This is a genomic window from Stenotrophomonas sp. 93052_Sma, from assembly GCF_056481145.1.
Genome location: NZ_CM151134.1, coordinates 4,458,526 through 4,470,041, shown reverse-complemented (window position 1 = coordinate 4,470,041; position 11,516 = coordinate 4,458,526). Strand labels below are relative to the sequence as shown.

The 11,516-nt window shown below is 65.7% G+C and carries 13 protein-coding genes and 1 pseudogene; 11 read left to right on the top strand and 3 right to left on the bottom strand.

Annotated elements, in window-relative coordinates; translation table 11 throughout:
- Positions 1 to 16: 16 nt before the first annotated feature.
- Positions 17 to 1,807: an endonuclease gene (locus ACZK2V_RS20880; protein ID WP_486322758.1), complete on the bottom strand. Its 1,791-nt coding sequence runs from the start codon at positions 1,805 to 1,807 to the stop codon at positions 17 to 19.
- A 357-nt stretch (positions 1,808 to 2,164) separates the two neighbouring features.
- Here ACZK2V_RS20880 and ACZK2V_RS20875 point away from each other — a divergent pair.
- Together ACZK2V_RS20875 and groL are read left to right on the top strand one after the other, a co-directional pair.
- A pseudogene (locus ACZK2V_RS20875) lies at positions 2,165 to 2,450 on the top strand (co-chaperone GroES).
- An 81-nt stretch (positions 2,451 to 2,531) separates the two neighbouring features.
- Positions 2,532 to 4,181 carry a chaperonin GroEL gene (gene groL, locus ACZK2V_RS20870; protein WP_071227881.1) on the top strand — a complete coding sequence of 550 codons (1,650 nt, stop codon included), beginning with the start codon at positions 2,532 to 2,534 and terminating at the stop codon, positions 4,179 to 4,181.
- 118 nt (positions 4,182 to 4,299) lie between these two features.
- On the opposite strand, the gene ACZK2V_RS20865 is transcribed toward groL, so the two are convergent.
- Complete coding sequence (locus ACZK2V_RS20865) at positions 4,300 to 4,566, bottom strand: hypothetical protein (protein ID WP_071227880.1); 267 nt, start codon at positions 4,564 to 4,566, stop codon at positions 4,300 to 4,302.
- Positions 4,563 to 5,486, bottom strand: coding sequence for a LysR substrate-binding domain-containing protein (locus tag ACZK2V_RS20860; protein ID WP_071227879.1), 924 nt, complete (start codon positions 5,484 to 5,486; stop codon positions 4,563 to 4,565). The genes ACZK2V_RS20865 and ACZK2V_RS20860 overlap by 4 nt, the downstream gene beginning before the upstream one ends.
- Before the next feature lie 245 nt (positions 5,487 to 5,731).
- On the opposite strand from ACZK2V_RS20860, the gene ACZK2V_RS20855 reads away from it, so the two are divergent.
- From ACZK2V_RS20855 to ACZK2V_RS20815, 9 genes are all read left to right on the top strand, one after another.
- Entirely contained in the window at positions 5,732 to 6,367 is a 636-nt protein-coding gene (locus ACZK2V_RS20855) for a glutathione S-transferase family protein (RefSeq protein WP_189720113.1), read from the top strand.
- A 13-nt stretch (positions 6,368 to 6,380) separates the two neighbouring features.
- Positions 6,381 to 6,782 (top strand): hypothetical protein, encoded by a 402-nt coding sequence (locus tag ACZK2V_RS20850; RefSeq protein WP_486322757.1) that lies wholly within the window; start codon positions 6,381 to 6,383, stop codon positions 6,780 to 6,782.
- A complete protein-coding gene (locus ACZK2V_RS20845; protein WP_486322756.1) occupies positions 6,680 to 7,120 on the top strand; it encodes an LLM class flavin-dependent oxidoreductase in 441 nt (146 codons plus the stop codon). Before ACZK2V_RS20850 ends, ACZK2V_RS20845 begins: the two co-directional genes overlap by 103 nt.
- Positions 7,121 to 7,146: 26 nt before the next feature.
- Positions 7,147 to 7,407 carry a hypothetical protein gene (locus tag ACZK2V_RS20840; RefSeq protein WP_486322755.1) on the top strand — a complete coding sequence of 87 codons (261 nt, stop codon included), beginning with the start codon at positions 7,147 to 7,149 and terminating at the stop codon, positions 7,405 to 7,407.
- Between the two features lie 55 nt (positions 7,408 to 7,462).
- Entirely contained in the window at positions 7,463 to 7,963 is a 501-nt protein-coding gene (locus tag ACZK2V_RS20835; RefSeq protein WP_486322754.1) for a MarR family winged helix-turn-helix transcriptional regulator, read from the top strand.
- Positions 7,960 to 8,700, top strand: coding sequence for a DNA alkylation repair protein (locus tag ACZK2V_RS20830; protein ID WP_486322753.1), 741 nt, complete (start codon positions 7,960 to 7,962; stop codon positions 8,698 to 8,700). Before ACZK2V_RS20835 ends, ACZK2V_RS20830 begins: the two co-directional genes overlap by 4 nt.
- A gap of 55 nt (positions 8,701 to 8,755) precedes the next feature.
- Positions 8,756 to 9,094: a DUF6616 family protein gene (locus ACZK2V_RS20825; protein ID WP_107433210.1), complete on the top strand. Its 339-nt coding sequence runs from the start codon at positions 8,756 to 8,758 to the stop codon at positions 9,092 to 9,094.
- 112 nt (positions 9,095 to 9,206) lie between these two features.
- Positions 9,207 to 9,464: a hypothetical protein gene (locus ACZK2V_RS20820; RefSeq protein ID WP_005414620.1), complete on the top strand. Its 258-nt coding sequence runs from the start codon at positions 9,207 to 9,209 to the stop codon at positions 9,462 to 9,464.
- A gap of 295 nt (positions 9,465 to 9,759) precedes the next feature.
- Positions 9,760 to 10,833, top strand: coding sequence for a 3-deoxy-7-phosphoheptulonate synthase (locus ACZK2V_RS20815; protein WP_107433212.1), 1,074 nt, complete (start codon positions 9,760 to 9,762; stop codon positions 10,831 to 10,833).
- Positions 10,834 to 11,516 lie beyond the last annotated feature (683 nt).

Sequence of the window (11,516 nt, the reverse complement as noted above, 5' to 3'; positions counted from 1 at the left end):
CCGCTGCGTTGCGCGGTCAGTTGGCCAGCTGGCAGGAGGCCGGCTTGGCCGAGGTGAACAGGCCCGGGGTCGCCCACTCGGGGTGGTCGATGAACGGGTTGCGGTTGCCCTGGAAGCTGTAGATCACGTCGTTGCGGGCACGCTCGGCATCATCCGGCGGATCGGACAGGTGCCAGTCGATCAGCGTCGAGAGCAGGCCCATGTAGGCCGGCGAACTGCTGGTCTTGACGATCCTGCTGCGGTCGTCGGTCAGCTCCAGGTCCGGCTCGGACTGGCCGGTGGCCGCATCCTTGCCGCCCTCGTAGCGGATCGCCATGTACATCACCGCACGCGCCATGTCGCCCTTGCGCTTGCCCCACACCTCGAAGGTGCCGGTGTTGCCGTCCGGCGTGCGCACCCAGTTGGAGTTGCCCGGGTAGCCGCCGCTGCCGCCGCGCTGGCCGTTGTTGGCCTCGGTGGCACGTTCGCCGCAGTTGGCGTCGCACTTGCCGAACGGCTTGTTGCCACGGTCGGCGTTCCACTGCGCGTCGGTCAGGTACAGCATGTGGGTGTCGGTGTACGGCGCGTACGGCAGGCCCTTGTCGCCGGTGGTGCTGGCAAAGCCCAGCGAGTTCGGCCAGGTGTGCTCGCGGTTGTACTTCAGGCCGCCGCCGCTGCCGGCGCGGTCGGTCACCTTGGCGTAGCTGCGGTTGCGGTACGCATCCAGGATCCTGCCGCTGTTGTTCGGATCCTCGTCGGCGATTTCCAGGATGGTCCAGGTGCTGGTGCCCGAGCCGCTGTACGGGTAGACGGTGTGGCCCTTGATGGTGGCGTGCAGCGAGCAGCGCAGCTGGCTGGGGCTGCTGGTATTGACCTTGGAGTAGTAACCGGCCGGCACGCCCGGGTTGCCCGGGTCCGGATTGCCGCCGGTGCTGGCCACGGTGAAGGCGATGCGGCTGTCGGCGGCGGGGTGCGCCCCCTGCAGGTCGGTGATGCGCGCGGCGCGGATGTCGAAGCGGCAGGCTTCCCCGGCCACCAGCGCGGTGTTGGTGGACAGCTTCACGCTGCGGCCGCTGGCCGGGTAGGTCAGCGGCACGCTGCCGGAGGTGCCGCAGCTCAGGGCGAAGGCGCCGCTGGCCAGGTTCACCGTCTCGCTGAACACCACTTCCAGGTCGGCGGCGGCCGGGAAGGTGCTGCTGCCCTGCGCCGGGGTGGTGGTGGAGACCGACGGCGGCGTGTTCGGGCCCGGGGTGCCACCCCCGCTGAAGGTCTGGCCGTTGTTGCAGCTGCCAAACGTCTGCCTGGCCGATTCGGCCCAGGTGAAGTGGGCGTACTGGCTGCCGCTGCCGGTCAGCTGAAGCGAGGTGCCCGGGGCCGTGCTGTTGGTCTCGGCCACCGGAATGTTCTGGCTGGTCATGCCGGCGGCAGGGCCACCGGAGGCGGTGATGGCGCCCTCGTAGCTGAGGAACTGGACCACCTTGCCGCTGGCATCGACCAGGGCGATGCCGTCGTTCGGACCGTTCTGCAGGCCGTTGGTCGGGTAGCTGACCACGGCCAGGGTGGCGCTGCCGCAACCCGCGGCGGTGCCGGCCGGGACCGGATTGTTGGCGTAGACCGTGGCGGCTGAAGGATTGCTGCCGTTGTAGAGATAGAGGCGGTAGCCGGACAGGTCCTCGCCCGCGGTAGCGACCACTTCGATGGCTTCGCCGACGTCACCGGCGGCGGTGCTGTCGTCGTAGTGCAGTTCGTTGATGAAGACCTCGGCCTGGGCCGGCGCGGCGGCCAGCGCCAGCAGGCAGGCGGCGGCAAGCGGGGACAGCAATCGCATCGACTACTCCTTGTGATTGGGAATGCGCGGCCGAGCCTAAGGCCGATCCAGTGACACTTTGTCGTAAATGAACGTCAGATATCTGACAGTGCGACGCGAGTCACCAAAAGTCGAGGATTCCAGAGACAGGGTTGCCGCGTTGCACCGGCATCCAGGCCTTCACATGGGCGCAGATCGAGTGGGCCCGGGGCAGTGAAATTTTTTCCGCGAGCGGCCTTGAAAGGTCCGGGGCCAGCTCCATCTCTGTCCTGCTCCCGATTCATCGGGCTTTTTCGCGAGCAATGCTGGCAGTCACCTGGGGTGAGTGCTAACATCGCCAGACTTTTTCAGACCAATCAATAACTTAAGAGGTCTCTCATGAGCATCAAGCCGCTGCACGACCGCGTTGTGGTCAAGCCGATCGAAGCCGACGAAATCTCCGCCGGTGGCATCGTCATTCCGGATTCGGCCAAGGAAAAGTCCACCAAGGGTGAAGTCGTGGCCGTCGGCCCGGGCAAGCCGCTGGACAACGGCAGCGTGCGCGCCGTCGCTGAAGGTCGGCGACAAGGTCATCTACGGCCAGTACGCCGGCAGCTCGTACAAGAGCGAAGGCGTCGAGTACAAGGTCCTGCGCGAAGACGACGTGCTCGCCGTCATCGGCTGAGCCTCGGCGCGACCTGTTTCAACCTGATTCCCAAATCCCAGCCGCCGGGCATCGTCCGGCGCTACCAATGAGGTAATTGCAATGGCTGCCAAGGATATTCGTTTCGGTGAAGACGCCCGTTCGCGCATGGTGCGCGGCGTCAACGTTCTCGCCAATGCCGTCAAGGCCACCCTGGGCCCGAAGGGCCGCAACGTCGTGCTGGAAAAGAGCTTCGGCGCACCGACCATCACCAAGGACGGCGTCTCCGTCGCCAAGGAAATCGAACTGGCTGACAAGTTCGAGAACATGGGTGCGCAGATGGTGAAGGAAGTTGCTTCCCGCACCAACGACGACGCTGGCGACGGCACCACCACCGCCACCGTGCTGGCCCAGGCCCTGATCCGCGAAGGCGCCAAGGCCGTGGCCGCCGGCATGAACCCGATGGACCTCAAGCGTGGTATCGACAAGGCCGTCGTGGCCGCCGTTGCCGAGCTGAAGACCATCTCCAAGCCGACCGCCGACGACAAGGCGATTGCCCAGGTCGGTACCATCTCGGCCAACTCGGACGAGTCGATCGGCCAGATCATCGCTGACGCGATGAAGGAAGTCGGCAAGGAAGGCGTGATCACCGTTGAAGAAGGCTCGGGCCTGGACAACGAGCTGGACGTGGTCAAGGGCATGCAGTTCGACCGCGGCTACCTGTCCCCGTACTTCATCAACAACCAGCAGTCGCAGACCGCTGACCTGGATGACCCGTTCATCCTGCTGCACGACAAGAAGATCTCCAACGTCCGTGACCTGCTGCCGGTGCTGGAAGGCGTCGCCAAGGCCGGCAAGCCGCTGCTGATCGTTGCCGAAGAAGTTGAAGGCGAAGCGCTGGCCACCCTGGTCGTCAACACCATCCGTGGCATCGTCAAGGTCGTGGCCGTCAAGGCGCCGGGCTTCGGCGACCGTCGCAAGGCGATGCTGGAAGACATGGCCGTGCTGACCGGCGGCACCGTGATCTCCGAAGAAGTGGGCCTGTCGCTGGAAAAGGCCACCATCAAGGACCTGGGCCGCGCCAAGAAGGTGCAGGTCTCCAAGGAAAACACCACCATCATCGATGGCGTGGGTGACAAGGCTGCCGTCGACGCACGCGTCGGCCAGATCAAGACCCAGATCCAGGACACCTCCTCGGATTACGACCGCGAGAAGCTGCAGGAACGCGTGGCCAAGCTGGCCGGTGGCGTTGCCGTGATCAAGGTCGGCGCTTCGACCGAAATCGAAATGAAGGAAAAGAAGGATCGCGTCGACGACGCCCTGCACGCCACCCGTGCAGCCGTTGAAGAAGGCGTGGTCCCGGGCGGCGGCGTTGCCCTGGTCCGTGCGGTCACCGCGCTGGCCGGCCTGAAGGGCGCCAACGAAGACCAGAACCACGGCATCCAGATCGCCCTGCGCGCGATGGAAGCCCCGCTGCGCGAAATCGTGGCCAACGCCGGCGACGAGCCGTCGGTCATCATCAACAAGGTCAAGGAAGGCACCGGCAGCTTCGGCTACAACGCCGCCACCGGCGAGTTCGGCGACATGCTGCAGTTCGGCATCCTGGACCCGACCAAGGTGACCCGTTCGGCGCTGCAGAACGCGGCCTCGATCGCTGGCCTGATGATCACCACCGAAGCCATGGTTGCCGAAGCTCCGAAGAAGGACGAGCCGGCCATGGGCGGCGCCGGTGGCATGGGCGGCATGGGTGGCATGGGCGGCATGGACTTCTAAGTCCCCCGCGTTCACCCCGCAATGAAAAACCCCGCCGCAAGGCGGGGTTTTTTTGTGGCCGGTTGGAATCGAAATAGTAGATCCACGCCATGCATGGATGCCGCTGCCAGGTGCAAATCTACCCGCGGCCCTCGCGCCGCTGCAGCCACAGGTGGGCCACCAGCAGGGCCAGCGCGCCGCCAGCGATCATGCCCTGTACCCACGGCAGACCCGTGATCGGCGCAAGCAGCAGGCCCGCCACCATGCCGATCAGACTGGCGCCGACGGCCACCCGCTGACGTCGCTGCCGATGTGCGGCCTGGCGATGGCGTGCAGCGATGCGCAGACGCCGTGCATCCGGCCGCATTACGGCCTCGGCAATGGCATCGATCTCTGGGCGATTCATCCTGCGTCCTGCTTGGGGAGTGTGCCTGCATCCTGGGTCATCATCAGTGCCGCGCGCAACCAGGCCATGAATGCGGGTACTGCCGCGTTGGATTCGCCGTCCGAATGGGTCACCGCGTAGTAGGCGAAGGCCTGGGGCCAGGGCTGGTCGATCACCACCTGTAGCCGGCCACTGGCCAGCTCTTCGGCGGCATGGATGTCGCGCACCAGGGCGACGCCTTGCCCGGCCACCGCCGCGCGGATCAACAACAGGTCGTCATCGAAGGCAGGGCCGCGCTCCAGTCGTTCATCGACGGGCAGATCCAGTGCCTGGAACCACAGCCGCCAGTCGCTGCGGTCGGCGTCCTGCAACAGGGGCAGCTGCAGGCAATCCTGCACCGAGCTCACCGTCGGTGCGCCGGCCAACAATGCCGGACTGGCCACCGGCAGCAGCACCGGTGCCATCAGGTGCTCAGCATGCAGCCCCGGGTAACGCCCGAGACCGTGGCGGATGGCGATGTCCACCCCCTTGCGGCGCAGGTCGACCAGCGCCGCGCTCGAGTCCAGCTGCACGTCCACCTGCGGATGCAACGCACTGAACGCACCCAATCGCGGTGCCAACCACTGTGCGGCGAAGCTCGGTGCCGCACTGATGCGCAGCGTGCGTCGCGTTTCCCAGCGCTCCAGGGTCTGCAGGCTGTGCGAGATCTGCTCGAAGGCCTGCAGCAGTTCCGGGTATACGCGAGCGCCTGCGACGCTGAGCACCACGCCATGCCGGGTGCGGTCGAACAGGTTCACACCCAGCCGTTCCTGCAGCTGCCGCAATTGCTGGCTGATCGCACCAGGTGTCACCCCCATCGCTTCGGCGGCAGCGGTCAGGCTGCCATGGCGGCCGGTTTCAACGAAGGCCCGCAGGCCCAGCAGCGGCAGCACCGCACCCATGTCCATTCTCCTGTAGCCGCGTCGGCACGCGCCGCGCTGCGACAGCATATCGAGCGTGCCGCAGGCTGTCGCGCGCCTGCCGCTCACGTTGAGCTGCGCTCAACTTCCCATGCAGGAGACATCGTTTCCTTCCCGCGCCAGCGCTTCCTAGACTGGTTGCACGGCTGCTGCAGCGCCCGTTCCCGCATCGCCCGGCCACCTTCAACGGCCGGTGCATGCCGTCGCTCCCTGCGTCCAGGATTCCCATGAACGAACCTTCGCTGCACCTGTACTCCGACAGTTCTCCCAATGGCTTCAAGGCCACCATCGCACTGGAAGAACTGGGTCTTCCCTATCGCCTTCACCACGTCCACATCGCCGATGGTGAACATCGCCATCCCGACTTCCTGCGGCTCAACCCGCATGGTCGCATTCCCGTGCTGGAAGATCGCGCGCGCGGCATCGTTGTCTTCGAGTCGGCGGCGATCCTGATGTATTTGGCCGAACAGGGCAATGCGTTGCTGCCTTCCGAACCGGTTGCGCGCTGGGAGACGCTGACCTGGCTGATGTTCCATGCCGCCAGCGTCGGCCCGATCCTCGGCCAGCGCGTGCACTTCGAGCATTTCGCACAACAGCCCGATTCCGCGGCAATCGAACGCTACCGCCGCCTGAGCGACGAGCTGTTCGGCGTACTCGACCAGCGCCTGCAGGGACGCGAGTGGTTGGCTGGCGATCACTACTCGATTGCCGACATCGCCCACTTCGGCTGGCTGCACATCGCCCGCATCATCGACATCGATTTGTCGCGGCATCGCCATCTGGATGCGTGGTACGCACGGGTTGCCGCACGCCCTGCGGTACAGCGCGGCGTGCAGCTGCCCGAGCCGGCCACCGGACCGTAAGGAGGCGACGCATATGAACGATTCCATTGCAGTGCCGGGCGCGTCGGCGCCGGTCTTTGCCACGCACCCGGGCTACCAGCGCATGTTCCGCGCCGACGCGCTGACCCTGGGCATCTACCTGCCGCTGCGCTTCTACCAGGGCGACATGGCCGTGCTGCAGGGCCAGGCGCGGCTGGTGGAGGAGATCGACCGCCATGGCTTCGCTGCGGTATGGGTGCGTGACGTACCGCTGTTCGATCCGTTGTTCGGCGATGCGGGGCAGCTGTTCGATCCATTCACCTACCTTGCGTGGCTGGCAGGCGCACACAGCGCGTGGCCCTGGCCACCGGCAGCGTGGTGCTGCCACTGCGCCATCCGATCGATCTGGCCAAGGTCGCGGCGTCGCTCGATCAGCTGTCCGGTGGGCGGCTGGTGATGGGTGTGGCGTCCGGTGATCGACCGCTGGAGTTCCCGGCCTATGGACTGGAGCACGCGGCGCGCGGAGAGCGTTTCGCCGCCGCAATGAACGAGATGCGCCGTTGGCTGCAGCCGGGCACGGATGGACGGATGACACATGCCGGTGCCGAGCAGGGCGTGCAGTTGCTGCCGCCCACGGTCAGTGGCCGCGTTCCGCTGATCGTCACCGGTGGCGCACGCCAGCCACTGGAATGGATCGGCCAGCATGCCGATGGCTGGCTGACCTACCCAGAGGCCACCCATGACAACGCTGGTCCGCAGCGGCTGGCCGCGAAGATCGGCGCCTGGGCGCGCTGATTCCGGACGGCGGCTTCCGTCCGCACATGACCAACGAATGGATCGACCTGGTGGACGATCCGGATCATCCACGCATGCCGCTGCGGGGTGGCTTCACCCTGCGCACCGGCCGCAAGGGCCTGATCGATCTGCTGCAGGCCTGGCAGCGGGCCGGCGTCAACCATGCCGCGCTGGGCATCCAGTTCGCCGAGCGGCCTGCCGGCGAGGTGCTGCAGGAGCTGGCCGAGGAGGTACTGCCGTTGTTCCCGTCGCATCCCGGGCCGGCGGCGAAGGTGATGGACTGGTAGCCACGCCGAAGGGGATGGCATATGATTAGGCGCCTAATCATATGCTCATCACGAGATGATCGAAGCCAAGCACCATGCCCTGATGGATGAGGCGCAGCGACGCGGCCACGCCAACGTCGCGCAGCTGCGCCTGTGCTTCCAGCTGCTCTCGTTGTCGTCGTCCATCGACCACGATTGCGCCACCCGGCTGGCGCCACACGGGCTCAGTGAGGGTCGCTTCGTCGTGCTGTTCCTGCTGCATGGGGCCGGTGGCACGCTACCGCCCCACGAGCTGGCCGAACGCGCAGGCGTCACCCGCGCCACCATCAGCGGCCTGCTCGATGGCCTGCAGCGCGAAGAACTGCTGCAGCGTCGCAGCGATGCTGAGGATGGCCGTCGCCTGCAGATCGTATTGACCGCACGGGGAAAACGCTTGGCCGAGACACTGTTTGACCAGCACACGCAGTGGATCGGTGGCCTGTTCAATGGTCTGGACACCGATGAACAGCAGCAGCTGTCGCGGTTGCTGCACAAGGTCTGGCAGCACACCGATGCTGGACGAGAGTCTGCAGCATGAGTCCGGCGATTGCGGCGCAACGCCTGCATGAACTCAACACCGGCCGCGTTGCCACCACCCATCTGGCCGAATGCCTGGCGGTGGATTTCGCCGCACTGCTGCAGGTTGTGGCGCCCGCGCTTGCACCGGAAGCGCTGCAACGCATGCAGGATGCCTCAGGCAAGGGCATCACGCTGCGCATGGCCCTGGCCGCGCAACTGCTGCGTGAGGCGGGGCAGGGTGCGCCTGAGTTCTGGCAGGATCACAGCTCCGATACCGTGCGTGGCTGGGCCTGCTATCTGATCGGCAGCGATGCCCGCGCAACGTTGGCAGAGAAGCTGCAGCAGATGCGCACGCTGGCCGATGACCCACACTTCGGTGTGCGCGAATGGGCGTGGCTGGCGCTACGCACGGACATCGTTGCCGCGCCGATGCAGGCGCTTGAGTACCTGCAACCGTGGACACAGGAAACATCGCCGTACCTGCGCCGCTTCGCCTGTGAAGCGCTGCGCCCACGCGGTGTCTGGGCCACGCATATCGCACTGTTCAAGCAGCATCCGGAACTTGCGTTACCCATGTTGGAAGCACTGGCTGACGACCCGGAACGCTATGTGCAGGATTCGGTCGGCAACTGGCTCAATGACGCCGGCAAGACTCAGCCGCAGTGGCTGCGCGAGCTGTGCACGCGTTGGCAGCACGAGCGCCACAGCGACGCCAACGCCTACATCCACAAACGCGCACTGCGCTCGCTCCGGTAGTGCCGGCCGCTGGCCGGCAACCCCGCAACCTCGTAAACCTCAAGGACGAACCACCATGTCGCACACCTTCATCGAGCTCTACACCGCCACACCAGCCTGGACCGCACTCCCGCCCGAGCAGCGGAATGCCTTCTTCGCCCGTATTGGCGCCGGCATGCAGCAGTTCGATCCAGCCCGCATCACGCCGCTGGCGATGGGCCGCATTGCCATGGGCGTACCGCACGGCAGCGATGAGCAGTTCTATGCGGTCTGGCGCTGTGCAAGCCGCGAGGAGGTCGATGCGCTGGTCGCCGGCATTGCCGCGACCGGCTGGCATGCGTACTTCACCACCACCCATGCGATAGGCGCGACGGACAGCATGGCCCAGCACCTGGCCGACCTGGCCGCCCTGTAGCGGGGCGGCAGACGCCGGCAGATCCCGGGCCTCGGCATGGGGGGCACATGCGCCTGTCACCCAGACACGGTAAACAGTGCATTGCCCATGTCCATCCGCAGGGAAGTCGATCATGCAGAGCACGCTCCAGGTCACGCTGTTCGGCCCTCTTGGCGACAGCCCGGCGTTGCAGTTGCCGGGCCTGGAGGGGCCGTCGGTGGCCATCCCGGAATCGGCCCTGCGGCGGTTGGTTTCCGACCTCTACACCGCGCGTTCCCTGCTCAACCCTGAGCAGCTGGACGAAGCCCGGCAGGAGCTGGATCGCGTGCTGGAGCGCTGGGCCGACATCCATGAGGGCCTGCTGCTGGATGTGGAAGTGCATGGTAAATGAGCAACTTCGCGTGGCTGCCGCCGCGTAGGCATGGCTGGTGCGCACCTCGCTGAACCGCGTCCCCAGTTGCGGATGAAACATTTTGCACTGCGCAAAAGCTGTGCTATCAATAGATCCCATGAACGCAGCCGCCACCCGCTTTTACTGGTATTACTTTCCGAAGCCACTGGCGGAGGAAGGACTGCGCTCACCCTGAAGAAAGCTTCAGACGCATTCCCGAAAGCCGCCAGCGAACCTGGCGGCTTTTTTCATGCCGCCACGCTGGGGACCCCCAACGTTCCGGAGATCTCCCGCAATGCCCCCGCACACCGACGACCTGCGTATCCGTACCATCGAACCGCTGACACCGCCTGCCCAGCTGCTGGCGATGCTGCCTTGTGACGATGAAGCTTCCGACACCGTCAGCGCCTCGCGCGCGGCCCTGCACCAGATCCTGCACGGCCGTGACGACCGCCTGGCGGTGGTGGTGGGCCCGTGCTCGATCCACGACCCGAACGCTGCCATTGAATACGCCCAGCGCCTGAAGCCGCTGCGCGACGCACTGGCCGGCGAACTGGAAATCGTCATGCGCGTGTACTTCGAGAAGCCGCGCACCACGGTGGGCTGGAAGGGCCTGATCAACGATCCGGACCTGGACGGCAGCTTCAAGATCGACAAGGGCCTGCGCATCGCCCGCGGCCTGCTGCGCGACATCAACAAGCTGGGCCTGCCGGCCGGTGTCGAGTTCCTCGACGTGATCTCGCCGCAGTACATCGCCGACCTGGTGGCATGGGGTGCGATCGGCGCACGCACCACCGAAAGCCAGGTGCATCGCGAGCTGGCCTCGGGGCTGTCGTGCCCGGTCGGCTTCAAGAACGGCACCGATGGCAACGTGAAGATCGCCGCCGACGCGGTAGGTGCCGCGTCCAATCCGCATCACTTCCTGTCGGTCACCAAGCAGGGCGGTACCGCCATCGTGTCGACCACCGGCAACCCGGACTGCCATGTGATCCTGCGCGGCGGCAAGCAGCCGAACTACGACGCAGGCAGTGTTGCCGAGGCCTGCCAGGTGCTGGCCAAGGCCAAGTTGCCGACGCGCCTGATGATCGACGCAAGCCATGCCAACAGCCTGAAGAACCCGGAGAACCAGCCGAAGGTGATCGACGACATCGCCGTTCAGCTGGAAGACGGCGAACAGCGCATCGTTGGCGTGATGATCGAGAGCCATCTGGTCGGCGGCCGCCAGGAACTGGTGGAAGGCCAGCCGCTGGTCTATGGGCAGAGCATCACCGATGGCTGCATCGACTGGGACACCACCGTCACGGTGCTGGAGCGACTGGCTGCGGCCGTGCGCGCCCGTCGCGACGTGAAGGTATCCGAAGCAGCTTGATGGAAGCCGCCTGAGTGCGGCACGTGTGTGGATGGCGGCCAGCGCCTGCGGGGGTGCGGCCGCGATCAGGGCCGGTCGGAGTTGGAGACCGGCCCATCTGCACCGGCGATGCGCCTGGCGCTGCGCATGAGCGACAGCGCCAGGTACATCGCCGGGGTGGCAGTAGATCCACGCCATGCGTGGACGATTCGCCGTCCCTGGCAATGACGGCTACGACCCGCTGGAGGCCACATCAGCGCCGCCAGCGCGCTTCAGGCTACTGATGAGCCTGCTTCTGGCAGATATCCATCAGAACCATACTTCACTGATTTCGCTGAAAAATTTCCGCGCAGCAGGCGGGCCTTGCGTTTGTCACGCCTGGCCTGCCGCAAACGCCCATTCCGACCGTTCCGCCTATGGCTCACGGTTGTCCTTCCGGGAGTCGCCAACCCACGGCGGCAGGAGCGGAAGGCAAGTCATGGACTTGACGAAATTTATCACGGTGATAAATTGAGGCCCGAGCTGTGGAGGGTCGATCCGGCGCAGTTGCCACAGCCAAGGGAATGCGGCAGGTCGCGCCGAACGATCAATGTTCGCGGATCTCCCTTGATTGATCTGTTGGCTTTGCAGGAATGCGTGCGCACAGGCGGGTTGCAGCCTGACGATGTCTGGGTGGCTACCCGCAAAGCACAGAGAGATCTGGA

Excerpts from the sequence above, each read along its gene's own strand:
- ACZK2V_RS20860 (WP_071227879.1), bottom strand. The coding sequence starts at position 5,486 with ATGGGTGCGGTGCTGCCGCTGCTGGGCCTGCGGGCCTTCGTTGAAACC.
- ACZK2V_RS20825 (WP_107433210.1), top strand. The coding sequence starts at position 8,756 with ATGTCGCACACCTTCATCGAGCTCTACACCGCCACACCAGCCTGGACC.
- ACZK2V_RS20820 (WP_005414620.1), top strand. The coding sequence starts at position 9,207 with ATGCAGAGCACGCTCCAGGTCACGCTGTTCGGCCCTCTTGGCGACAGC.
- ACZK2V_RS20815 (WP_107433212.1), top strand. The coding sequence starts at position 9,760 with ATGCCCCCGCACACCGACGACCTGCGTATCCGTACCATCGAACCGCTG.
- ACZK2V_RS20855 (WP_189720113.1), top strand. The coding sequence starts at position 5,732 with ATGAACGAACCTTCGCTGCACCTGTACTCCGACAGTTCTCCCAATGGC.
- ACZK2V_RS20840 (WP_486322755.1), top strand. The coding sequence starts at position 7,147 with ATGACCAACGAATGGATCGACCTGGTGGACGATCCGGATCATCCACGC.
- ACZK2V_RS20835 (WP_486322754.1), top strand. The coding sequence starts at position 7,463 with ATGATCGAAGCCAAGCACCATGCCCTGATGGATGAGGCGCAGCGACGC.
- ACZK2V_RS20830 (WP_486322753.1), top strand. The coding sequence starts at position 7,960 with ATGAGTCCGGCGATTGCGGCGCAACGCCTGCATGAACTCAACACCGGC.
- ACZK2V_RS20880 (WP_486322758.1), bottom strand. The coding sequence starts at position 1,807 with ATGCGATTGCTGTCCCCGCTTGCCGCCGCCTGCCTGCTGGCGCTGGCC.
- groL (WP_071227881.1), top strand. The coding sequence starts at position 2,532 with ATGGCTGCCAAGGATATTCGTTTCGGTGAAGACGCCCGTTCGCGCATG.
- ACZK2V_RS20850 (WP_486322757.1), top strand. The coding sequence starts at position 6,381 with ATGAACGATTCCATTGCAGTGCCGGGCGCGTCGGCGCCGGTCTTTGCC.
- ACZK2V_RS20865 (WP_071227880.1), bottom strand. The coding sequence starts at position 4,566 with ATGAATCGCCCAGAGATCGATGCCATTGCCGAGGCCGTAATGCGGCCG.